The 22,163-nt window shown below is 62.1% G+C and carries 20 protein-coding genes; 18 read left to right on the forward strand and 2 right to left on the reverse strand.

Annotated features, from left to right (window positions below):
• The first annotated feature begins 28 nt into the window (after positions 1–28).
• The 12 genes from AC50X9_RS05495 to AC50X9_RS05550 all read left to right on the forward strand — a co-directional run bounded on the left by AC50X9_RS05495 (position 29) and on the right by AC50X9_RS05550 (position 14,422).
• Positions 29–1,072, forward strand: coding sequence for an ABC transporter substrate-binding protein (locus tag AC50X9_RS05495; protein WP_494891107.1), 1,044 nt, complete (start codon positions 29–31; stop codon positions 1,070–1,072).
• 36 nt (positions 1,073–1,108) lie between these two features.
• Entirely contained in the window at positions 1,109–2,281 is a 1,173-nt protein-coding gene (locus tag AC50X9_RS05500) for an ABC transporter ATP-binding protein (RefSeq protein ID WP_494891109.1), read from the forward strand.
• Positions 2,268–4,019 (forward strand): ABC transporter permease, encoded by a 1,752-nt coding sequence (locus AC50X9_RS05505; RefSeq protein WP_494891111.1) that lies wholly within the window; start codon positions 2,268–2,270, stop codon positions 4,017–4,019. Before AC50X9_RS05500 ends, AC50X9_RS05505 begins: the two co-directional genes overlap by 14 nt.
• A gap of 41 nt (positions 4,020–4,060) precedes the next feature.
• Entirely contained in the window at positions 4,061–4,564 is a 504-nt protein-coding gene (locus AC50X9_RS05510) for a pyridoxamine 5'-phosphate oxidase family protein (RefSeq protein ID WP_494891113.1), read from the forward strand.
• Between the two features lie 311 nt (positions 4,565–4,875).
• Positions 4,876–5,685: an SDR family NAD(P)-dependent oxidoreductase gene (locus tag AC50X9_RS05515; RefSeq protein ID WP_494891115.1), complete on the forward strand. Its 810-nt coding sequence runs from the start codon at positions 4,876–4,878 to the stop codon at positions 5,683–5,685.
• A gap of 64 nt (positions 5,686–5,749) precedes the next feature.
• The gene (locus AC50X9_RS05520) at positions 5,750–6,802 is read left to right on the forward strand and encodes an LLM class flavin-dependent oxidoreductase (protein WP_494891121.1); all 1,053 of its coding nucleotides are present in this window, start codon (positions 5,750–5,752) and stop codon (positions 6,800–6,802) included.
• Positions 6,799–8,457: an AMP-binding protein gene (locus AC50X9_RS05525; protein ID WP_494891126.1), complete on the forward strand. Its 1,659-nt coding sequence runs from the start codon at positions 6,799–6,801 to the stop codon at positions 8,455–8,457. Before AC50X9_RS05520 ends, AC50X9_RS05525 begins: the two co-directional genes overlap by 4 nt.
• A 31-nt stretch (positions 8,458–8,488) precedes the next feature.
• Entirely contained in the window at positions 8,489–9,655 is a 1,167-nt protein-coding gene (locus AC50X9_RS05530; protein WP_494891128.1) for an acyl-CoA dehydrogenase family protein, read from the forward strand.
• On the forward strand, positions 9,655–10,545 hold the full coding sequence (locus AC50X9_RS05535; protein ID WP_494891130.1) for an HpcH/HpaI aldolase/citrate lyase family protein: 891 nt from the start codon (positions 9,655–9,657) through the stop codon (positions 10,543–10,545). The genes AC50X9_RS05530 and AC50X9_RS05535 overlap by 1 nt, the downstream gene beginning before the upstream one ends.
• Positions 10,542–11,015, forward strand: a complete 474-nt coding sequence (locus tag AC50X9_RS05540) for a MaoC family dehydratase (protein ID WP_494891132.1) — start codon at positions 10,542–10,544, stop codon at positions 11,013–11,015. The genes AC50X9_RS05535 and AC50X9_RS05540 overlap by 4 nt, the downstream gene beginning before the upstream one ends.
• The gene (locus AC50X9_RS05545; protein WP_494891136.1) at positions 11,012–12,499 is read left to right on the forward strand and encodes an aldehyde dehydrogenase family protein; all 1,488 of its coding nucleotides are present in this window, start codon (positions 11,012–11,014) and stop codon (positions 12,497–12,499) included. The genes AC50X9_RS05540 and AC50X9_RS05545 overlap by 4 nt, the downstream gene beginning before the upstream one ends.
• A gap of 222 nt (positions 12,500–12,721) precedes the next feature.
• Positions 12,722–14,422, forward strand: a complete 1,701-nt coding sequence (locus AC50X9_RS05550; RefSeq protein ID WP_494891139.1) for an FAD-dependent oxidoreductase — start codon at positions 12,722–12,724, stop codon at positions 14,420–14,422.
• A 93-nt stretch (positions 14,423–14,515) separates the two neighbouring features.
• Here the strand turns inward: AC50X9_RS05550 and AC50X9_RS05555 are convergent, their stop codons facing one another.
• Positions 14,516–16,132 carry an FAD-dependent oxidoreductase gene (locus AC50X9_RS05555; protein ID WP_494891142.1) on the reverse strand — a complete coding sequence of 539 codons (1,617 nt, stop codon included), beginning with the start codon at positions 16,130–16,132 and terminating at the stop codon, positions 14,516–14,518.
• A gap of 355 nt (positions 16,133–16,487) precedes the next feature.
• On the opposite strand from AC50X9_RS05555, the gene AC50X9_RS05560 reads away from it, so the two are divergent.
• The 6 genes from AC50X9_RS05560 (at position 16,488) to AC50X9_RS05585 (ending at position 21,701) form a co-directional block, all read left to right on the forward strand.
• Positions 16,488–17,687, forward strand: a complete 1,200-nt coding sequence (locus tag AC50X9_RS05560) for an ABC transporter substrate-binding protein (RefSeq protein ID WP_494891144.1) — start codon at positions 16,488–16,490, stop codon at positions 17,685–17,687.
• A gap of 115 nt (positions 17,688–17,802) precedes the next feature.
• Positions 17,803–18,690 (forward strand): branched-chain amino acid ABC transporter permease, encoded by an 888-nt coding sequence (locus tag AC50X9_RS05565; RefSeq protein ID WP_494891146.1) that lies wholly within the window; start codon positions 17,803–17,805, stop codon positions 18,688–18,690.
• Positions 18,687–19,643 (forward strand): branched-chain amino acid ABC transporter permease, encoded by a 957-nt coding sequence (locus AC50X9_RS05570; RefSeq protein WP_494891148.1) that lies wholly within the window; start codon positions 18,687–18,689, stop codon positions 19,641–19,643. Before AC50X9_RS05565 ends, AC50X9_RS05570 begins: the two co-directional genes overlap by 4 nt.
• Entirely contained in the window at positions 19,640–20,434 is a 795-nt protein-coding gene (locus AC50X9_RS05575) for an ABC transporter ATP-binding protein (protein WP_494891150.1), read from the forward strand. The genes AC50X9_RS05570 and AC50X9_RS05575 overlap by 4 nt, the downstream gene beginning before the upstream one ends.
• Positions 20,427–21,152: an ABC transporter ATP-binding protein gene (locus AC50X9_RS05580; RefSeq protein WP_494891152.1), complete on the forward strand. Its 726-nt coding sequence runs from the start codon at positions 20,427–20,429 to the stop codon at positions 21,150–21,152. Before AC50X9_RS05575 ends, AC50X9_RS05580 begins: the two co-directional genes overlap by 8 nt.
• A gap of 90 nt (positions 21,153–21,242) precedes the next feature.
• Positions 21,243–21,701: a nuclear transport factor 2 family protein gene (locus tag AC50X9_RS05585; protein WP_494891154.1), complete on the forward strand. Its 459-nt coding sequence runs from the start codon at positions 21,243–21,245 to the stop codon at positions 21,699–21,701.
• Positions 21,702–21,940: 239 nt separating this feature from the next.
• Here AC50X9_RS05585 and AC50X9_RS05590 read toward each other — a convergent pair whose 3' ends face one another.
• On the reverse strand, positions 21,941–22,138 hold the full coding sequence (locus AC50X9_RS05590) for a ferredoxin (protein ID WP_494891156.1): 198 nt from the start codon (positions 22,136–22,138) through the stop codon (positions 21,941–21,943).
• Positions 22,139–22,163: the final 25 nt, after the last annotated feature.

Genomic DNA, 22,163 nt, shown 5'->3' on the forward strand with positions numbered 1-22,163 from the left:
TTTGATCTGGTCCATAAGGAGTTCTACCGTGCGGAATTATCGTGGAGCCATTGCCGCTCTTGCCGTCTCTGTCCTGTTTCTCTCGGCCTGTGGGGGGACCGGGGTGGCGGAAACAGGAAATACCACCTCGGCCAGTTCCGTCGATGAAGCCTCGCGGGAGTTGATTGATGCGGCGAAGACCGAAGGCAGCGTCGTATGGTATTCGTCGATTCCGCAGGCTCCGACGGAGGCGGCCGCATCCGCATTCGAAAAGAAGTACGGTGTCACGGTCGAGGTTGTCCGGGCCTCATCGGAAATCCTCGAACAGCGCTATTCAACGGAGCGCGACACCGCAAAAGTCGTCGGAGACGTCCTGACTGTTCCTGAGTCGTATATCCTTTCGGACTATCTCAAGAAGTCGTGGCTGGCTCCTTTTGACAGCAAGACGATGCCGGCCTTGAACCAGTGGCCCAGTAAATATCTCTACGAAGATTCTTACGCCCTGGTGAATGTTCAGCCGATCGGTGTCGCCTACAACACCGATCTGGTCAAGGGGGACGAGCTCAAGAGCTGGGAATCGGTCCTCGACGCAAAGTACAAGGGCAAGATTGTCCTGGCGGATCCTGGGGCTATTGTGCCGTGGACCGAACTGCTGCGGCTCCTGAAAAACACCTACGGCGAGAAATACCTTACCGATTTCAAGGACCAGAAGTTCCAGCTTCAGCCCTCGGCTGTGCCTGGCACTCAGCAGGTTGCCGCCGGGGAGTCCGCGCTGGCTTTCCCCTCGCTGTATTCAGTAGTAAATCCGCTCAAGGAAAAGGGGGCTCCGATCGACATCAAGTTCTTTTCTCCCACGTCGGGCGTCCAGCAGTTCACTGCGATGAGCAAGGGCAGCTCGCATCCGAAGGCTTCGGCTCTGTTTGTGAACTACCTTCTTTCGACCGAGGGCCAGAGCGTGCTTAACCAGGGCGTCGCTGCATCGGTGCTTCCTGACGTGCCCGGCACCGTGGCATTGCCCAGCGATTACCAGCTGCCGGATCTGCTCAAGGCCAAAGATGAGCAGAAGGCCCTGCTTTCCCTTCTTGGACTCTAAGATCCACGCACTTTCCGATAGACAAGGAACCATCCCATGACCGAGACTCTGGTCAATCAAGACCTCGAAGCCCCAGCCGGGACCCGTCTCGGAGTGGAGATCTCCGGGCTGCGGAAGCACTTCCACGATCCCCATTCGGCTGCAATGGTCGCCGCCGTCGACGACGTCCAGCTGAGCATTCCCGAAGGGCAGTTCTGCGTCCTTCTGGGGCCCAGCGGCTGCGGCAAGACCACTCTTCTGCGTTGCATCGCGGGTCTTGAACAGCCCTCAATGGGGTCCATCATCGTAGACGGCGTAACGGTGTTCAACGGGGCAAAAATCGATCTGGAACCACAGCAACGCCCCATCGGGATGGTGTTCCAGAACTACGCGCTCTGGCCTCACATGGACGTGGCCGCGAATGTGGCGTTCCCGCTGCAGTCCGGGCCACGCTCCGAGCGCCTGTCGAAAGAAGAGATTGCGGACAGGGTCAAGCATGTCCTTGAGGTCATGGGGATCGGCGGTCTGGGCAAGCGCCGGATCGGTCAGCTCTCCGGCGGCCAGCAGCAGCGCGTCGCCCTGGCGCGTGCCGTTGCAGCGGGGAACAAGGTGGTCCTCTTCGACGAACCACTGTCGAATATCGACGCGAAGGTGCGTGAGCAGTTGCGCCGGGAACTCCGCACCATGCAGCGGGAACTTGGATTCACCGCCGTTTACGTAACGCATGATCAGGCGGAGGCCATGGAGATGGCCGATATCGTCGCCGTGATGAGGGAGGGACGCGTAGCGCAGCTCGGAACCCCCGAAGAAATCTACTTCCATCCCAAGACCCGCTATGTGGCGCAGTTCATCGGCGCCACGAATATCGTTCCGGTGACGGACCGGACGCCGGCCGGGCTTCCAGCAGGGAGGGTGGGGACCGAAATCGGTGAATTCACTGTGGCAGAGCGGCAGGCGCCTAACACCGCTGCGCAAAAAACCGTGGTGATCTCGAAGGCCCAGCACTGGTGGATAGCCCCGGACGCCGATACCGACGCGGGGGCCAACGCCTGGGTGGGGACCCTGGAATCAACCAGCTTTATGGGAACCCACACCGAGTATGCGGTACTGGTCAAGGGTCACCATCTCCGGGTCTGGGGCAACGGCTCCTTCTCCGGGGTCATTGGCGATCAGGTGGCGGTGGGCGTCGCACCCGAGCACGCTGAGGTGGTTATCGATGACTCTCATTGAGGCACGTCCGCAGGAGACTGCGCGGCAGGCCAGCGTCGGGAAGCCGTCCGGTCCGAAGAAAAAGTTCTCCCTGTTCAACGGCTTCGGCTGGTTGGTAACGGCATTGCTGTGCTTCTTCATCGTCTATCCGCTGGTCAGAACCCTTATGAGGGTCCTGGGCTTTGATAACGGATGGCAGTTGCCGCAGCTTCTGGCGGTGTGGACCAGGCCCGAGACCCTTCAATCCTTGGGCAACCTGCTGATCGCCGTCGGTATTGGTGGATCACTGGCCATGGTGGTCGGATCGTTCCTGGCATGGCTTAATGTCCGTTCGGATGCAAGGATCGGATGGGCAGCGGATGCTTTGCCGCTGGTATCCCTCTTTGTGCCGGCAATCGCCAGCGCCGTGGGCTGGGTTTTTCTGGCCAGCCCGCAGGCGGGATTCCTGAATGTGGTTATTCGGGGGTTACTGTCCTGGTTCGGCGTCGAGCAGACGCAGGGGCCGATTAACATCTTCACGTGGCCCGGGCTGGTCTTTGTCTACGTTCTCTTTCTTACGCCATATGCTTATCTGGCCGTCTCGACCGGGCTGCAGTCCTTGGACCCGGCCTTGGAGGAGGCTTCCCGCATGTCAGGGCACGGGCCGTTCGCCACGGTATTCAAGGTAGCCCTGCCGAATCTGGTGCCGGCACTCGGAGCGGCTGCCGTCCAAGTGCTCACCATCGGGTTCGCGCTGTTTGCGGCACCCGTCGTAATCGGGACAGCGGCAGGAATCGAGGTGCTCCCGGTATCGATCGTCTACGCCCTGACACGGGAATATCCGCCGGACCTCTACTCCGCGGTAGGGATGTCATTGGTTCTGGTCTTCCTCGTCGTGATGGCTTCCCGGTCACTGAAGAAGCTCACAGAGAAAGGCAATTACGCCAAGATCGGTGGCCGGGGCGCCCGCCACAACCTTGTGAAACTTGGAAAGTGGAAATGGCCGGCACGCGCCGTAATGGTGGGTTACCTGGCGCTGACTTCATTGCTGCCCTTCGTCGGTCTGCTGTTTGTTTCTCTGCAAGGTTTTTGGAGCGCGAAAGTCAATTGGAACACGCTCAGCTTCGATAACTACGCTGCCATCGGCAAGCAGGCTCTCCTGAAGCAGGGCCTGACCAACTCTTTGCTGCTGGGCCTGGGCGTGGCCACAGTCACCGTTCTGATCACTGCCATCACCGCGCATTTGATCCACCGGCGCAACAACCGGCTCAACCGCGCCATCGATGCCGTCCTGAAAGTCCCGGCTGCGATTTCGCATATCGTCGTTGGCATCGCCTTCCTTGTGGCTTTCAGCGGAGAGCCTTTCAAGCTCAATGGCACGCTGCTGCTGCTGCTGCTCGCCTACGTGGTCATTTTCGTTCCCCAGGCATCGCTGTACGCCAACTCAGCCGTTCAGCAGATCAGCAAGGAAATGGTGGAGGCCGCTGAAGTGTCGGGGGCCCGGCCGGGGCGGATTTTCTTCAAGGTTGTCCTGCCCCTGATGCTGCCCTCACTCGTTGCGGCCTGGGCGCTGTTGTTTGTCCTCGCAGCCAGCGAGGTAAATGCTTCTTCCCTGCTGTCCGGCCCGGGAGCACCTGTGGTCGGCATGGCAATCCTCGACCTTTTCAGCAACGGTACCTATCCGCGGCTCGCGGCGTTGGGCGTCGTCATCTCCCTGATTTCCAGTGTCGTGGTCATTTCCGTGCTTGTCATCGGCCGACGCGGCAACCGCAGGTCCTAGTAGGCCCGCGGCAGGATATCCCCAAATGAACGGAGCTCGACATGCGTCAGGTTGGAGTAGACGACCTTGAGGATCTGCGCGGGGTAGCGCTGGGCCGGGGCGAGCAGTCGGAACTGCTCTCCACCCAGACAGAGTGCACCTTTGTCTTTACCAACGCGACCGGATGGCCCAGCGGGGTGGTGATGAGCTTCGTGGAGATCGATGGAGGGTTCTGGCTCACGGCGGTCGAAGGCAGGGCCCATGTGCGTGCCATGGCCTCGGAGCCCCGGGTCAGCCTGGTCGTTTCCAATGCCGGGACGCCGCTGCCGGGGCGCCGGATGCTCGCTTTGCGGGGAGTAGCTACCGTCCACCGTGATGCGGATACAAAAGCCTGGTTCCTCAAGCGCTTCGCTGCACGGCAGCAGCCGGAGGACCCCGCGGGTTTCGTCAGGCTGCTGGACAGCCCCAACCGGATAGTTATCGAGGTCCGCCCTACGGCAGTTGCGGTCAGCCATGACTCCAGCAAGATCGCCGGCAACGGGCGGGGGGGCCAGCCCAGCATCTGAGGCTTTCGGGCACTCCCGTCAGATCCTGCCGCAGCCCGGGCCCTTCTACTCTGAAGGACGCGGGCTGCCGCCGGGAGCGGGGCCAACGGCCCGGGCAAAGTGGCCCTGCCGCGGGGGCTCCGCGTCTTGGAGATGCTGGAGATCTGGCCCTAGCGGCGCGAAGTGATCTTCAAACCCCAGTCTCTATTCTAGGCGCATCATTGTCAGAGTCCCGCGAATGATGTTACCGTTCATAAGTGTTACCGCCGCCACAAATCCGGGCGACGGCTCCGCATGGGCCGTTGTCTTTGACCGCCTTTGGAGGCACTGCAATGACCCAGATCGACATCGCTGTCGAAACTGCCACCTACCGGACAGCAACCGCTGGCCGCGGCGTGGTGGTGACGGGCGCCGCCCGCGGGCTGGGCAAAGCCATCGCCGAGCGGTTCGCGGCAGACGGTTCCGCCGTCGTCGCCGTGGACCTGGCCGGGGAGGCGCTGGAGCGCACGGTGGGCCAGCTTGGAACCGGGCATGCAGCCATCGTCGGAGACGCTGGGGATCCGGCTGTACTCGCAGCAGCCTGCCTGGAGGCGGAGCGCCTCGGCGGCGGGCTGAAGGCTTTCATCATCAACGCCGGCATTGCGCTGCCGGGGGACACCCTGGATTTCCCGCTGGAGGATTGGGACCGGGTTCTGTCTGTCAACCTGCGTGCGGCCTTCCTGGGCGCCCAGGCCGCGGGAGCCCGGATGGGACCGGGCGGAAGCATCGTCATGCTTTCCTCGATTTGCGCCACACAGGGTTTCGCGGCCCGCGCTGCCTACTGCGCCTCAAAAGCAGGTATCGAGGGACTGGTCAGATCCCTGGCCACGGAATGGGGCCCCCGCGGGATCCGCGTGAATGCCGTGGCACCGGGCACAATTACCACCGAGATGCAGGCGTCCATGGTCGCCAGCGGCAGAGTGTCGCTGGAAACCTACCTGGAACGGATCCCGATGGGGCGGATCGGCCATCCGGGAGAAATTGCCGATGCCGTCGCCTACCTGGCCTCGGAACAGGCCGGTTACATCAGTGGAGTAGTACTCCCCGTCGACGGCGGCTGGGCAGGCTCGGGGCTGCGCAGCACAACGAGTGAAATTTTCTAATAACTGATGCCGTCCAACGGGACGGCATCTGCCCCTATCAGGTGCCTACAGATGAGGTTCAGCAATGGTTCAAGTTGGTTTGCTGCTAAGTGATGTGCCAAAGACGGTGTCCCCCGCCCAGCAGTTCAAGGATGTCCTGCGTATCGTGGAGGCCGCCCAGAACAACGGGTTCACCTACATCGCCATCGGTCAGCATTTCCTCTACGGAGAACTCCGGTGGCTGCAGCCGGTCCCGCTGCTGGCGCGTTTGGCAGCCGAAGTAGATCCGCATGTGAAGCTCGTGACCCAGATCATGATCGCCCCCTTGTACCACCCGGTCATGCTGGCTGAAGAGATTGCCACCCTGGACGTGGTGACCGAAGGCCGGCTGATCTTCGGTGCGGGGCTGGGCTACCGTCCGGAGGAATTCGACTATTTGGGCGTTCCCTACAAGGAACGTGCCGGCCGCTTCGACGAGTCCCTGGAGCTGATGAAGAAGCTCTGGACCGAGGAAACGGTGAACCACTCCGGCAAATACTGGCAGTTGGAGAATGTCCGTCCGCACTTGTTCCCGGTGCAGCAGCCGCATCCGCCGATCTGGATCGGGGCACACGCCATGGCCGGTGTGCGGAGGGCTGCGAAATACGGCGACGCCTATGCCTGCCCGCCGGAGACACCGAAGCATGAGGTTGCCGAGCGGTTCGCTGTTGTGCGCGATGGATTCATCGAGCGCGGCAAGGAGTTCACCCCGCAGCCACTGCGGCGCAACTGTCTTGTCGCCGACACCCGCGAGCAGGCCATGGTCGAGTATGCGCGCGTTGCGCAGGGACGCTACCTGACCTATGCGCAGAAGGGCCTTAGCGTCATGCAGGATACGGACCTTCAAAACGAGTTCGCGAAGGCAGTGTCCGGCCACGCCGTCATCGGGTCCCCCGAGGAGGTAGTCGCCGAGCTGACCGACCTGGTGGAGACACTGCCGGTGGATCCGCTGCTGCTGCGCCCCCAGTGGCCGACGATGAGCGCGGACGAGACCATTGCGGCCATTTCCCGACTGGGCCGAGAGGTCGTGCCGGCGATGAACGCACTCACCGCCCGCACCGACATTCCCGAGGCATCTTTCGCCGGAGGTGCCCGATGAGCGCCCAACGGCAGGTCTACACCGACCTGGTGCCAACGTTCCCGGACCCGGAAACCTGGACTTTGGACCAGGTGCTGCGGCATCATGCCAGCGTACGCGCGGACACCGTCTGCCTTGACGCGCCGGTGGAGGATGCGCGCTGGACTTATGGCGAGGCGCTTTCCAGTGCCGAACGCATTGCCGGAACCTGGCTTACCGCCGGCGGTAAGGCGGGGGACCGCATCGCGATTATGGCCATGAATTCCTCGCAGCTTGTGCGTTCCTGGTGGGGCGCGGCGGTGGGCAACCTCGTCGAAGTGCCGATCAACACGAACTACGAGGGTGAATTCCTGCGGCACCAGCTCGCCGTCGTCGACGCCCGTTTCGCCGTCATCGATGACATCTTCGCCGACCGGTTTGTTTCCATCTCCCAGCACGCCCGCGGCATTGAGCGTTTCTGGGTGATCGATTCAGGTACCGGCGTCCGTGACGCTGCCATCGAACTCTTGCGCCTGAACGGCTGGAATGCGGCGCCGTGGGAGGAACTCGAAGACGGTCCCGTCGTCGACATGGTGCCGCCCCGGCCCCAGGACCTTGGCGCGATCTTCTTCACCTCCGGTACCACCGGTCCCTCCAAAGGCGTTTCGATGCCGCACTCCCAGCTGTACTTCTTCGCGCAGGAAGTAGTGTGCCTGACCAGGCTGACGCCTTCGGACACTTACCTGACGACGACGCCGCTGTTCCATGGCAACGCACAGTTCATGGCGGTCTATCCGGTTATCATTGCCGGCGGCCGCGCCGTCATCCGGCCCAAGTTCAGCGCCAGCCGCTGGATTGACCATGTCCGTGACTCCGGAGTCACGGTTACGAACTTCGTCGGCGTGATGATGGATTTCGCCTGGAAGCAGCCGCCGCGTGACAACGACAGCGACAATGTGCTTCGTGCGGTCTACGCGGCACCAACTGCCAGCACCATCGTGGAGCAGTTCAAGGAACGCTACGGCATCGAAGCTTTCCTTGACGCCTTCGGGCTGACCGAAACCTGCGCGCCGATCCTTTCCCCCTACGGGGTGCCCCGCCCGGCCGGCGCTGCGGGTCTTGCGGCGGCCGAGTGGTTCGATATCCGGCTTGTCGATCCCGAGACGGACCGTGAGGTTCCGGTTGGCACGGTCGGCGAGCTCGTCGTCCGTCCGCGCCAGCCCTGGACCTGCAGCAACGGCTACTACGGCATGCCGGAAAAGACGCTCGAAGCATGGCGCAACCTCTGGTTCCACACCGGGGATGCACTTCGCCAGGACGAGGACGGCTGGTTCTACTTTGTCGACCGCTACAAGGATGCGCTGCGACGCCGGGGCGAGAACATCAGCTCCTACGAAATCGAGCAGGCAATACTCGGTCACCCCGCTGTCCTCGAATGCGCAGTAATCGGCGTGCCGGCGGATGTCGAGGCGGGGGAGGACGAGGTCCTGGCCGTCGTCGTCGTCAGCCAGGCAGTGGCCCCCGGCGACATCCTTGACTGGTGTGCTGGCAGGATTCCGGCTTTTGCAATTCCCCGTTTTGTTCGCGTAGTTGACGAACTGCCGAAGACACCTTCGCAGAAGGTGCGCAAGGCGGTGCTGCGCGAGTACGGCATCACCGACCAGACGCACGACCGCTCGGCCACTCCCGTAGCCTGACGACCTCCCAAAGACGAGAAAAGAGAGACCAATGGATTTCAGCATCGATCCCATGCACGAGGACATCCGACAGTCGGTGCGGGCACTGTGCAAGGAGTTTCCCGACGAATACTGGATGGAACACGACGAATCCAAGGTGTTTCCTTGGGAGTTCTACAACGCTGTAGCCGACGCGGGATGGCTCGGACTCACCATCCCTGAGGAGTACGGCGGCGGCGGTCTGGGTGTGACGGAGGCCGCCATCGTCGAGCAGGAAATCGCCGCGTCTGGCGCCGGAATGGGCGGCTGCAGCGCCGTCCACATCGGCATCTTCGGTTTCGAACCGATCATCCACCACGGCAGCAAAGACCTGAAGGACCGCTTCCTCAAGCGCGTTGTCACCGGTGAACTCCATACCTCGTTCGCCGTGACGGAGCCCGACGCCGGCACCGACACCACCAACATCTCCACTTTCGCCAAGAAAGTCGAGGGCGGCTACCTCGTGTCCGGCCAGAAGGTCTGGATCACCAAGGCACAGGAAGCAGAGCGCATGCTGCTGCTCGTACGCACCAGCCCGCGTGACCCGAACGGCAAGCGCAGCGCCGGAATGACGCTGATGTTCGCGGAAATGGACCCCGAGAAGGTATCCATCCGGCCGATCCCCAAGATGGGCCGGAATGCCGTGGATACGAACGAGCTGTTCATCGACGAACTGTTCGTTGCTGACGAGGACGTTGTCGGAGAAGTAGGCCACGGATTCCGTGCAATTCTGGGCGGCCTGAACGCCGAGCGCGTGATCTCCGCCAACGCCGCACTCGGCATCGGAAAGGCGGCTCTCCGCCGGGGCGTGCGTTATGCGAACGAACGCGAAGTCTTCGGCCGCCCCATCGGAAAGAACCAGGGCATCTCTTTCCAGCTTGCAGAGGCCCAGATCCGTCTGGACGCCGCTGAGGCCGTGGTGCAGAAAGCTGCCTGGATGGTCGATAACGGCATCCCGTGCGGCCGTGAGGCGAATGCCGCCAAATTCCTTTGTGCCGAGGCTGGCTTCTTCGCCGCCGACGTGGCGCTTCAGGTCCACGGCGGGTTCGGCTACGGCAAGGAGTTCCACGTGGAGCGCTACTTCCGCGAGGCCCGCCTCATGCGGATTGCGCCGATCAGCCAGGAAATGGTGCTGAACTACTTTGCCGAGCACGTCCTCGAGCTGCCGAGGAGCTACTGATGCAGGCGTACCGTTCCATCCTGTTCGTCCCGGGCCACCGTCCGACTTGGGCCGATAAAGCCGCCGCGTCGGGCGCGGACTGCGTTGTGCTCGACCTTGAGGATTCGGTCCCGGCGGGGGAGAAGGCTGCTGCCCGTATGGTGGTTGCCGAGTCGATCCGCCGGATCCGACAGTCCAATTCCGGAATAGGGATCTTCGTCCGCGTCAATCCGCTCGCGACCAGGCTCACTGGCGGCGACCTCGAGGCGGTGGTGGTCCCCGGGCTGACGGGCATCTTTGCCCCGAAGGTCGAGTGTGCCACCGACGTACTTCAATACGACGCCCTGCTGGACCACTTCGAAGAGCGCAACGGTGTCGCGGGCCTGGAATACATCGTGCCCGTCGAGACTGTGCAGGCCATCCAGAACTGCCGGGAGGTGGCTTTGAGCTCGCCCCGCGTGGGTGCCATGATCGGACCGAGCGCGGAGCACGCCGACATCGCCCGGGCCGTCGGCTACGAATGGACCCCGGAAGGACTTGAGACGCTCTACCTGCGCAGCAGAGTGCTGCTGGCCTGCCGCGAGGCCGGCATCCACGCGTTGACCGGTCTCTGGGAGGATCTGGAGAACCTGGAAGGACTGCGGGAGTTCGCGGGCCGCGGCCGGCAGCTCGGCTTCCGCGGCATGATAGCGATCCATCCCTCGCACGTAGCCACGCTCAACGACGTGTTCTCGGCGTCGGCGGAGGACATCGCCTTCTATGAGGGCCTGGCTAAGGCCTACGAGGCGGCTGCGGCTGACGGAACCGGGGCGTTGCGTTACCGCGGGCTCCATATCGACAAAGCGCACTATGACAAGGCCGTGGAATGGCTCGACCGAGCAGCCCGGAACACTACAGGAGGAAACCGATGACGATGCGTGGACTGTGGTTCGAGGAATTTGAAGAGGGCACGCATTACAAGCATGCCCTGACCCGGACCATTACCGAGATGGACAACGTGATGTTTACGTCACTGACGATGAACCTGCAGCCTCTGCATCTGGATGAGGAGTTTTCGAAGAAGTCCATCCATGGGCAGCGGGTCCTTAATAGTCTCTTTACGGTTGCGCTGATCGGAGCCTTCCACGTTCCGGAGTTGACCATGGGCACTACCTTGGGCAATCTCGGCTACGACTCCATCAAGTTCCCCCACCCGGTGTTCCATGGCGACACACTGCGTGCCGAGACCACGATTGTAAAGAAGCGTGAATCCAAGACCCGCAACGACTCCGGAATCGTCTGGTTCGAGCACATTGGGCTGAACCAGCGGGATGAGATCGTCTGCGAGATGACCCGTGTCGGCCTGATGGCGAAGCGACCCATCGAGGAGAATGCGTCATGACCGTAAGCACTGAAGTTGCAGAAAATCCGCTCAAGGACTGGGTCCCCGAAACGCGCACCCTGTTGGTCGGCGGTGCCCAGATCCAGCCCGAAGGCGAAACTTGGGACGTGTTCAACCCGGCTACCGAAGCAGTCATCGGAACCGTTGGCGGCGCTTCAAGCCAGCAGGTCGACGCCGCGGTGGCAGCCGCCAGATCGGCTTTCCCCGGCTGGGCAGCCCTCTCCGGAGAGGAACGTTCGCGCCACATCCACCGGCTTGCCGACGTGCTCGAAGCCGCAGCGGACCGGCTGCTGCCTTCCATCGTCAACGAGGTGGGAACGCCTGTGGCGCTCGCCGAATATCTCCAGGTCAAGATGGCCGTCGAGGAGCACCTCCGCTGGGCCGCGGAGGCTGCCAAGGTGGACCGCAGCCAGCACCTGGGCGGCTACGACAAGCCGCACCCGACAATGAGCGACGTGGTGCATCAGCCGGTCGGCGTGGTGGCCGCGATCACCGGATACAATTACCCGCTGAACCTGGCCATCTTCAAATTCGGTGCGGCGCTGGCGGCCGGCTGCACCGTGGTGCTGCTGCCTTCGCCGCGCACACCGCTGACCACGTTGTTCCTCGGCGATCTGGTCCGCGAAGCCGGCCTGCCGCCGGGAGTCATGAACGTCATTATCGGCGGGGCGGATGTGGGCCAGCAGCTCTCATCGCACCCCGGCGTCGACCGGGTCTCCTTCACGGGGTCCGACGGCGTCGGTGCCAAGATCATGGAACAGGCCGCCGCCAACCTGACCGGCGTCACCCTTGAATTGGGCGGCAAGTCGCCGTCGCTGGTCCTCCCCGGTGTCGACGTCCAGAAGATCGCCGTCGAGATGCACTTGCGCTGGGCGCGCAACGGCGGTCAGGGCTGCGCTGCGCTGGCGCGGATCCTGGTCCACGACAGCCTGTATGAGGAATTCCTTGAAGCAGGCGCTGCGGCGTTTGACCAGATGGTCGTGGGTGATCCTTGGGACCGCGCCACCAATGTCGGTCCGATGATCCGTCCCGATCACCAGGCACGGGTGCGCGGTTTCATTGACGGATCGGTAGCGGAGGGAGGCAGGAAGCTCCTGGAGGTTACCAAGCCGCTGCCCGAGAAGGGCTGGTACGTCAACCCGGTGCTGCTGGGCGGTCTGCCGCACAGCGCGCGCGCCGTACAGGAAGAAATCTTCGGTCCAGTCGCGGTGATCCTGCCGTTCAAGGACACCGAGGAAGCCATCCGGCTCGCCAACGACACTCCCTATGGTTTGGCCGCTAACGTCTGGTGCGGCGATAACCTCGCTGAGGGGCGTCGTGTCGCCGAGCAGATCCGCGCTGGCACTGTCTGGATCAACGGCGGCGGCGCAATGCGTCCGGACGCACCATTCGGCGGCTATGGCCGGTCCGGTCTGGGCCGGGAGTTCGGCGAGTGGGGGATGCGCGAGTATCTGGAGGTCAAGCACATCCAGTGGCGTGTGTGAGGGACATATTTCAACATCGCTGAGTGGTATCTCTGAATGTCTCAGGGGGTCCGGCGCCGGGCTTGGCCGATCGCCGGACCCCCTGTTTGTGCCCTCGCAACTGCCCCACCAGCCACGCCCGTGGTGACTGGACCGCTCCATCGTGTCAGCCGAAATCCGTGGTGGAATCCCCGCGGCTGGCAGCCCCCAGCACACTTCCGAGTCCGATAAAAGGAGCAAAACATGACAAGAGGAAACAGCCCTAGCGAGACCCCCGAAGAGACCGTAATCGTAGTTGGGGCCGGCCTTTCCGGACTGGCCACAGCGCTCGGAGCGGCACTGCATGGGAGGTCAGTGACCGTTTTTGAGGCCGCTGATCTGGTCGGCGGGGCCGCGGCTTACTCTGGAGGGCAGGTCTGGGTCGGGGCTAATCATGTCGCCGAGCGGGAAGGTATTGAGGATAATCTCGACCTGGCCGAGCGCTACATTCGGTCCATTGCCCACAACCAGCCGGAGCTTCTCGATGAAGCGGCCATGCACCGCTGGCTGCAGACTTCTCCGGTTGCGATGAAGTACTGGGAAGAAGTGGGTGCGATCAAGTGGACGGTAATTCCTGGCCTGGCGGACTACCATAACGAGGCCGATGGGGCACTTCCCGCCGGCCGGTACCTGACCAACCAAGTGATCGATGGCAGTGCGCTTGGCTCGTGGCGTGAAAAGCTTAGAGTCAGCCCTTATTTTCCGGTCGGCACCACCTATGCCGACATGTTCGTGAAAGGCCGCCGCCTGACCTATGTCGACGACAACGACTCCGGCGGCGAACACGCAGGCGTCCAGGGCTTTGGGCTTCCGGAGAACAGGGAGGGCTGGTCCGGAGCTGAGGACGGAAGTGACGCCCTAACTTTTGGAACCGGTGTTGTTGCAAGCTTCCTGGCACGGGTCCTGCAGGAGGAGAATGTGGTGATTCATCCCTCGCACCGGGTCACTGAGCTGCTGACCGACGACGACGGCAAGGTAGTGGGTATGCGGGCACAGGGCCCTGATGGAACGGTCGAACGCCGCGGCCCTGTTGTTCTGGCAACCAGCACTTATGACTGGGACCCCGAGCTTGTCCAGGAGATGGTTGGTCTTGGGCCGGAGGATTTCGGCAGTGTAGCCCCGGAGAGCCTGCGCGGAGACGGCATTAAGCTTGCCCGGGCCGTGGGTGGCGCCGTGGCCAAGATCCCGGCTACATCGGTGCCGATGTTGCCGGGCTGGAAATCCGATCTCGGCTCAGGGTTCGCTTACGGGCCGGACTATGCAATGCCGCATGCCATGATCGTGGATAAGACGGGCAAACGGTATTGCGACGACTCCTACTGGGTGGATATCGTCGCAAAGACAATGGACCCCGAGGACAAGCACCTGCCCTTCTTCCTGATCTTCGATGAACAGCACCATCAAAAGTACGGTTTGGGCATTACGCCCCCCGGCGGGACCTATCCCGAGGGATTGGTGACTTCGGCCCCCACGCTGAGCGCCCTGGCGGGGGCGCTGGGAATAGACGGGGGGCAACTCACCGAGACTGCCGCCAAATTCAGTGAGAACGCCCTCCGAGGTGAGGATCCTGAATTTGGACGCGGAACCGTAACCTATGTTCGACAATTCGCCGGGGATCCGTCGAATACGCCGAATCCTGTGCTGGGTCCCATCACCGAAGCGCCGTTCCACGGGTTCCGCCTGCGCTTCGTCGGGACCGGAATCGGCTCCAGCGGCATCCATGCCGATGGTGACGGGCACGTGCTTGATGAGTCGGGGCAGCCTATTTCCGGCCTGTATGCGGTGGGTTCGTGTGCGGCGCTTACCACCACGGGTACAGGGTATAATAGCGGCATTGCGCTTGGCCGGGGGCTGACGGTCGCCTACCTGGTCAGCAACGAGCTCGGAGGAGCAACCGTGGTCTAATCAGCCGCCAACGCAGGCAGTTTCAGGTTCATCAACGCAAGAAGCGGGTCCGGAGATTGAACCGGACCCGCTTCTTTGTCTTGTGGATCAGTATCAGCCCTTTGCGGCGCGTCGTCCCGCGCGGTAGCCGAAGACGAGGGCCGGTCCGAGCGTGCCTCCTGCTCCTCCGTAGACCATCCCGGTGGGGCCGGCCATGACGTTTCCTGCGGCGAAGAGTCCCGGGATGGTGTTCCCATCCACATCGAGCACGGCGCCGTCTATGTCGGTCCGAGGTCCGCCCTTGGTCCCGAGCGTCGAGCCGATGAGCTCCACCGCGTAGTACGGACCGGTGTTCAGCGGACCAAGCGTTGCTCCAGTTCCCGGGTACGCCGAGCGGTCGCCGCACCACCCGTCATAGGCGCTGTCTCCCCGACGGAAGTCGTCGTCGTGGCCGGCGGCGACGAGTTCGTTCCAGCGGCTGACTGTGGCTTCGAGGGCGTCGGCGGGAACCCCGATGCTTGCCGCCAGGCCGGGCAGGTCGTCCGCTCTGGTGATCCATTCGGGGACCCGTCCGCCCGCGGGTACACCGAAGCCCCCATATTGCTCCACGAAGCCCTGGTCGAACACCAGCCAGCTGGGCTGGTTGACATACTCGAATGCCGTGGCGTCGAGCTGGTGGAAGGCTCCGCCCAGGGCATTGTAGTTGGCGGCTTCGTTGGTGAAGCGCATTCCGTGGCGGTTGACGACGATCGAGCGGGGCAGGGTCCGTTCCCGCAGAATCAGGAGCACATTGTTTCCCCCGTCAGCGCGTTGGCCCGGCAGCTCGATCACAGGAACCCACCACGCTTCACGCATGTTGCCCAGCTGCGCTCCGATGCGCATTGCCATCCGCAGACCGTCGCCGGTATTGCTCGGTACACCGGCCGGGAGACGCACGGGACCGCGCAGGAAGTCCCGCACCAGCGCCTGATCGGACTCGAAACCACCAGTGGCCAGGATGACCGCCCCGGCGCTGATCTCGCGGATCCCTTCCGCCGTTTCCAGCTCGACGCCCGTGACAGCACCGTCCCGGATCACCAGTTTCCGCGCCCGTGCACCGGTGACAGGTATCACCCCGTGGTCCAGGCAACCACGCAGTAGCGCTCCGACCATAGCCCGGCCCAGTCCTTCGACCGAGGCTTCGCGCCGCGAGGCCTCGACCTCCGGGTCCAAGATGCCGGTGCCGCCGCCGATGGGCGTTTCGGTCACGCGCATGGGGCGGGGGCTGCCGACCATCTGACTTCCCCAACCATCGATCCGGTCGAAGGAGAAGAGCTCGGGCTCCAACGAACGGCCGCCCAGAGTCTTCCCGCCAGGGTGTTCGGGGTGATAGTCGGGGAAGCCAGGCACAAGCCGGAGCTTAAGTGGGGTGGAATCCTCCAGCCATTCGATCAGCTCACTGCCGCTGTCAACGAAGGCCTCGGCCAGCTCGGGCAGTATCATCCCGTGCGAGAGGGACTCGAGGTACGCCAGAGCCTCGTCCCGGGAGTCTTCGACGCCGTCCGCGGCGGCGTACTTGTTGTTGGGGAGCCACACGACTCCGCTGGAGAGTGCCGTGGTACCGCCGACGACGTCCGCCTTTTCGAAGAGGCCAACCGAGGCCCCGGAGGTGGCTGCAGCCAGGGCCGCGGTCAGACCGGCAGCGCCGGTCCCCAGGACGACGACATCGTAGTGGCTTCGAATTTCATTCATAACGGGTTCCTTTCAGACAGCGGACAGCTGGGACGTTCGGGTGAATCGGGCCCCAGGCCTTCGGTTCCAGGCGAATCAGTCCGCTGGCGGGGAACGGACTGGAAGCTTCCGAGTGCCGGCATTGGCTGTCGGCAGAGACGTCACGTGTACCAAAATTCATGATGATGGTTAACATACACTCAACTTCGCTTTCCGCGAATCTCTTGCCCGCCGGCCGCGGTGCCGGATGGGTCTTAAGTGTGAGGTGGATAGGGAGATTTACATCGGCCGGGGATCTTTACAAAGCCGCCAGCGTCGCCTTACTCTGATGAGCAACATATGAATGATAATCATCATCTCAATGAGGAGAACTACGATGGTCAGTAATGTTTTTCGAGGACCGATGCGTCTGGCCCAGGCGACTGTGGTCGTGGCCGGCCTGTTGAGTGTTGCCGCCTGCGGCAGCGCTAGCGGAAACGTTAATACGGGCAGCACGGCCGCGGGCAGCCTGCCGGCTGTGGTCAATGTGGTCAGCAGCAATCCGTTGGTTGGTTCCGTGGGCGCGGTCGGAATCTCGGCGAACAAGGGCTACGAACTGGCGGCCAAGGAGATCAACGAATCGAAGTTCCTCGGCGAGACGAAGATTGCGCTGAAGACCGTCGATACGGGTGCCAACGCGCAGACGGCTGCCAGCCAAGTGACGCAGGCCATCGCCGATAAGAGTGTCTCGGCCATCTTCGGTTCGGTAATGAGCGCAGAAGCGGTCGCCCAGGCTCCCATCGCACAGAAGAGCAAGGTGCCGATCATCTTCACCCAAGCGGGCAGCAAGGGTGTTGTTGTTGGCGACTACACTTACCGGCTTACGCCGCTCATGACGGCTTACTACCCCATCATCAAGAAGTTCGTCCAGGATCAGAACTGGAAATCCCTTGGCATTCTCTACACCGCGGCAAGCCCGACACTGGTAGCCGTCGCGGAGCAGACCATCCCGGCTATCGCCGCCGAGCTGGGCATCAAGATCACTGCAAGCGTGTCCACGCAGGCAACCACGCAGGACTTCAACGCGCCGGTATCCAACATCCTCAAGTCTAATCCTGATGGAGTGGCGATCATCCAGATTGGTGCTGCCAATCCGTCAGCGATGAAGGCCTTGCGCCAGGCTGGCTACAAGGGCGCCGTTATCGGCAACTCAGGGGCCGGCTTCAAGAGCCTGGCACCCGCAGGTGATGATGGGGCAGGCATGGCCTGGCCGGTGGACTTCAGCCCCATGATGGCGGGCAGCGCCGCGAAGAAGTTTGTTGAGGCGTATACGGCGGCATACGGTGAGACGCCGATGAACTACGCGGCCGAGTCTTACGATGCAATGTGGTTCATGGCCAGATCCCTCAAGGCTGCCAACAGTGCCGATCGGACCAAGCTACAGGCCGGCATGGATGAAGTCGCCGCGAAACCGTTCACTGGAGCGCTGGGTGAAAATCTCAACTTCAAGGACCGCGATCTTGAGGTTCCTGGCGTGGTCGTCCAGTGGGATGGAACCAAAGAGGTGTTCCTTTACCCGGCGTCCGACGTCAAGTAATTTCCCTCGGGCAATTCACCGCCACGCCGCGGTGCCGTGTGGTGGAACGACCGTAAGAACCGCTCCATCACACGGCGCCGTTCGGCATCGACAAGCTGCAGGGAAGTGAACCGCTTTGCAAGACATCATCAGCGCAGTGTCACTGGGCTCAATCTATCTTCTGTTTGCGCTAGGGATGAGCCTGGTGTGGGGAACGATTGGTATTTTGAATTTTGCCCACGGATCAATCTTTATGTTTTCGGCATTCACGGGCTATCTCCTCGTCACCGTAGTCCAGCTGCCTTTGGTGGCACTCATCGTGATCGGCGTCGTCGTCGGCGTGGCACTCTCTCTCTTCATCCAGGTCGCCGTATTTGAACAGATTCAAAAACGGACGAAGAATCCCAAGATGGCGGAGATGCAGATGCTGATCGGTGGCGTTGGTCTGGCCGGTATTCCTCTGGCGATCGCACAGATAGCTACCATGAGCAATCCTTTTGGATTCTCGAACAGCACCTTCCAGGTCGAGACCTACTCGGCTGGGGGCCTGCGAATCACCAACATCGAAATCATCACCATTGTTGCGGCGGTCGGGCTCGGTGCTGTGGTAGCCAGGTGGCTGCATAAGTCACGCCAGGGACTTGCCCTCCGTTCAATCGGCGTGGATGCGGAGGTCTCCTCGATGATGGGCATAGACCGCCGCCGGCTCGGATTGGGAATCATGGCCGTGGCAGGGGGACTGGCAGGACTTGCAGGGGTCCTGTTCACCTTCAGCATCGGTGCAATTACACCGGAGAGCGGCGAGACGCTGCTGATCAAGGCCTTTGCCGTCATCATCCTAGGCGGCGTCGGGAGCACCCTCGGAGTGGTCGTCGGATCATTTATCCTGGCGTTTTCGGAAACCTATGTGCTCATCTACACCAGCGGAACATGGGTTGAAGCGATCTCGTTCGGGCTGATATTCGCCGTTCTGCTGCTGAAGCCCACCGGACTATTCGGCAAAAAGGAGGTGCGTCGGACATGACGGACTGGTACACATCGAACCTTATCCTGGTCCAGGCCACGTTCACCGGACTCCTGCTCGCCCTGAGCGTGCAGCTGCCCATGCGGACAGGCGTTTTCTCCTTCGCCGGAGTTGGCGCATACGGCCTCGGCAGCTATTTCGCCGCCATCCTGGTGCTGCAGTATGAGATGGATGCGATCACCGCGATAGCCATTGCCACAATTGCCGCAGGTATCATAGGCCTGTTCCTGGGCATCCTGTTGCAGAAGCTCGACGGGCTCTACCTGGCCATGGCAACGATGGCCTTTTGCCTAGTCATTGGCGTGCTCGTCATCAATGGCGGCGATCTGACCGGCGGCTCAACCGGACTGTTTGGCGTGCTCTCCGATTTCACCAGCCTGCAGCTATACGTGATCGCGATCATTGGTCTGGTCCTGGTAGCCCTCACGGAGCGCGGCCGTATCGGCCGCCGGATTGATGCAGTGCGGGAGGATCCCGAATTGGCCGCGTCGATGGGCATCAACGTCCGCCGTTACCGCGTCAACGTTTTTGCGGCCAGTGCCATGCTCGGCGGCTGTGCTGGAGCAATGAACGTGCTGGTGCGCACTACCGTCAGCTCAATGGACATTGGTTTCCCGCTTATCGTCCTGGCGCTGACCATGATCATCGTGGGTGGGACCCGTTCCTGGAAAGGCGCGGTGATCGGCGCGTTGATCTTCACCTGGCTCCGGTACTTCCTTGAAGTAACGGGGCACTGGCAGCACATCGTCTACGGCGTCATCGTGGTGGCGGCGGCGGTGTGGATCCCAGGCGGGCTGCACGGTGTTGCATCCGATGCATGGCGTCGATCCCAGCGACGACGCAGGACGGGTACCGGCGTCCTGGCACAGGTTGAACCCGAAACGGCTCTGGACGAGGAACTGATGGCGATCCGAAACTTGGCGTCGGACGAGGCGAAGGAGCCGCAGAAATGACAACCGAGGCAGCCGTAAGGCCAGAGGGCGTGGTTCTTGAGGTGCGCGATCTCGCCATCCATTTCAGCGGTGTAAAGGCCGTGGACGGGCTGAACCTGACGCTCACCGAAAACAAGATATTCGGGATCATCGGGCCCAACGGCTCAGGCAAGAGTACGCTTCTGGCTGCCCTTACGAGGCTCATACCGTTGACCCGGGGCGAGATGTTTTTCGAAAAGACGGAGTACCATCAGGCGCCGGCATCCACGGTGGCCAAACGCGGGATTTCCCGCACCTTTCAGACGGTACGGCTGTTGCCGGATCTCACCGTTCGGCAGAATATCCAGCTCGGTGCCGACGTCGGGTTTCCTGAGGGCCAGGCAAGGACAAATCCCTTCCGGCGCACCTTCAGCAATGCGACATCGCCGGCAGTCGAAGAAGCCATAGAGCGAACCGGGCTGAGAGGCTTCGAGGATTTCCGCCCGGCCGAGATGTCCTATGGCACGCAGCGCCGGGTGGAAATTGCCCGGGCCATCTCAATGAATCCCCGGCTGCTGCTGTTGGATGAGCCCACAGCGGGCATGAACCAGCAGGAACGTACCGATATCTCCCAGTTGCTGCGGGACCTGCGTTCGGAGGGCCTGGCGCAGCTGCTCGTGGAGCACGACGTGCAGATGATGCTCGATACCTGTGACTACCTTTTTGCTATGAACGCAGGGGTGCTCATTGCCGAGGGGCTGCCGCATGATGTCGTGCGAAACCCCGCGGTCCAGGAGGCATACCTTGGAAAGAAATGGCGGGAAAATGCTTGAGATTCGTGATCTGTTCGCCAGCTACGGAAAAATTACGGCCGTTAGAGGGGTCGGGCTTGAGGTCCGCGCCGGCAGCGTCACCCTTGTCCTGGGGGCCAACGGCGCAGGCAAGAGCACAACCTTGCGTACGATCGCAGGGCTTCATTCACCGGATTCAGGGCAAGTGATACTCAAAGGCCAGGACGTATCCGGATTGCCGTCCTACAAAATGGTTCGACGGGGAGTGGTGTTGGTGCCCGAAGGGCGCCGGGTTTTTGCCCCGCTGACCATCGAGGAGAATCTCCGCCTGGGCGCCTATACGGCTTCGAAAGCGAACTACGAGAAGAACCTGCACCAGGTCTATGAAATGTTTCCGATTCTGGGCCAGCGGCGCAAAGGCATGGCCGGTCTTCTCAGCGGCGGTGAGCAGCAGATGCTCGCCTTCGGCCGGGCTCTGATGTCGGAGCCCACGGTCATGCTGATGGACGAGCCGTCAATGGGTCTTGCCCCCGCGGTGGTGGACTCCGTCCTTGCGAATGTGCGGATCATGGCGGATTCCGGAATCGGCATCCTGATGGTGGAGCAGAACGCCGAAGCAGGTCTCGAAGTCGCGGATGAGGTTGTGGCCGTTGCCCGGGGAGAGGTCGTCTTCAGCGGCAAGGCCACAGAAGCACGGTCGAACAAGTCCGTACTTCGCGCATTCCTTGGCGAGGCGGCGCTGGAAGACGAAGAAGTCTGACACTGCGGAACATCACCCGTGGATGCGCTCGATCACCGACGAGGCCGCGCCAAGCGGCGGACCACGCACTACCGGCTGCAGGAGAACATAATGTACAGCACTGAGAACCAGACGGAACTGAGCATGCGCGCGGCAAGGCTCCTCTACCACTATGCCCTGGCCGTGGACACCGGGGACCTTAAGGCGCTACGCGCCATGGTCACCGAAGACATACAAATTACCCGGGCAGAGGGAACACGGTCGGGAATGGAGCCCTTTCTGGACGTCTATCGGGCGCAATTTGCCTCGAAGACCGAGGGCCTGAAGCATGTGGTCACGAACGTCCTTGCCGATCGTCTGCCGGATGGCAGCATCCAAACGCAGGCCTACTTCGAAGCGACCATGTTTGAGTCGCAGGCGACAAGACGTGTTATCGGTTCCTACCAGGACATCCTTCGAGAAGTTGACGGTGTGCTGAAACTGGCGCACAAGAAGATTGCAGTCCAGCGGGTACTCCAGCTGCCGCAGGCCACTGAGGCATGGACGGGGGCCGGAGTGGCTGCTTCCTAGAATTGCCAGGGCCGGCACCGTTCGGTACCTGCAGCCCTCGGTTTCGTCGGCATCCGGCGTACCGAGCAACATCACAGGAAATAGCAGCGGAACCGACATCAGTCGGTTCCGCTGCTATTTCCTGTCTTGCTGGTCCCGGTTGCCGCCGGGCGGCCCACCTCGCGCCACCCGGGCCCCGGGTATCAGTGCCCCGGTTTGGTTGGATGCTGTTGCCCGGATGGCGGCAAGCCAGGCGGGTATCAGCCCTCGACGAGACTAATGGCGCGCTCCGGACAGTTGTTTACAGCAAGGATGGCCTGATCATGAAGCTCTTCAGGGACCGGATCCACTGAAACGTAGGCCAGGCCGTCCTCATCTGAGAGTTCAAAGAGGGTCACTGCCGTCATCTGGCACACACCGTGCCCTTGGCAGACTTTCCGATCGATATTGATGCGCATCAGTTCTCCTACTGGTTGTGGTGCC

This window comes from Pseudarthrobacter sp. HLT1-3, from assembly GCF_059383535.1.

Excerpts from the sequence above, each read along its gene's own strand:
- AC50X9_RS05500 (WP_494891109.1), top strand. The coding sequence starts at position 1,109 with ATGACCGAGACTCTGGTCAATCAAGACCTCGAAGCCCCAGCCGGGACC.
- AC50X9_RS05505 (WP_494891111.1), top strand. The coding sequence starts at position 2,268 with ATGACTCTCATTGAGGCACGTCCGCAGGAGACTGCGCGGCAGGCCAGC.
- AC50X9_RS05510 (WP_494891113.1), top strand. The coding sequence starts at position 4,061 with ATGCGTCAGGTTGGAGTAGACGACCTTGAGGATCTGCGCGGGGTAGCG.
- AC50X9_RS05515 (WP_494891115.1), top strand. The coding sequence starts at position 4,876 with ATGACCCAGATCGACATCGCTGTCGAAACTGCCACCTACCGGACAGCA.
- AC50X9_RS05520 (WP_494891121.1), top strand. The coding sequence starts at position 5,750 with ATGGTTCAAGTTGGTTTGCTGCTAAGTGATGTGCCAAAGACGGTGTCC.
- AC50X9_RS05525 (WP_494891126.1), top strand. The coding sequence starts at position 6,799 with ATGAGCGCCCAACGGCAGGTCTACACCGACCTGGTGCCAACGTTCCCG.
- AC50X9_RS05530 (WP_494891128.1), top strand. The coding sequence starts at position 8,489 with ATGGATTTCAGCATCGATCCCATGCACGAGGACATCCGACAGTCGGTG.
- AC50X9_RS05535 (WP_494891130.1), top strand. The coding sequence starts at position 9,655 with ATGCAGGCGTACCGTTCCATCCTGTTCGTCCCGGGCCACCGTCCGACT.
- AC50X9_RS05540 (WP_494891132.1), top strand. The coding sequence starts at position 10,542 with ATGACGATGCGTGGACTGTGGTTCGAGGAATTTGAAGAGGGCACGCAT.
- AC50X9_RS05545 (WP_494891136.1), top strand. The coding sequence starts at position 11,012 with ATGACCGTAAGCACTGAAGTTGCAGAAAATCCGCTCAAGGACTGGGTC.
- AC50X9_RS05550 (WP_494891139.1), top strand. The coding sequence starts at position 12,722 with ATGACAAGAGGAAACAGCCCTAGCGAGACCCCCGAAGAGACCGTAATC.
- AC50X9_RS05555 (WP_494891142.1), bottom strand. The coding sequence starts at position 16,132 with ATGAATGAAATTCGAAGCCACTACGATGTCGTCGTCCTGGGGACCGGC.
- AC50X9_RS05560 (WP_494891144.1), top strand. The coding sequence starts at position 16,488 with ATGGTCAGTAATGTTTTTCGAGGACCGATGCGTCTGGCCCAGGCGACT.
- AC50X9_RS05570 (WP_494891148.1), top strand. The coding sequence starts at position 18,687 with ATGACGGACTGGTACACATCGAACCTTATCCTGGTCCAGGCCACGTTC.
- AC50X9_RS05575 (WP_494891150.1), top strand. The coding sequence starts at position 19,640 with ATGACAACCGAGGCAGCCGTAAGGCCAGAGGGCGTGGTTCTTGAGGTG.
- AC50X9_RS05580 (WP_494891152.1), top strand. The coding sequence starts at position 20,427 with ATGCTTGAGATTCGTGATCTGTTCGCCAGCTACGGAAAAATTACGGCC.
- AC50X9_RS05585 (WP_494891154.1), top strand. The coding sequence starts at position 21,243 with ATGTACAGCACTGAGAACCAGACGGAACTGAGCATGCGCGCGGCAAGG.
- AC50X9_RS05590 (WP_494891156.1), bottom strand. The coding sequence starts at position 22,138 with ATGCGCATCAATATCGATCGGAAAGTCTGCCAAGGGCACGGTGTGTGC.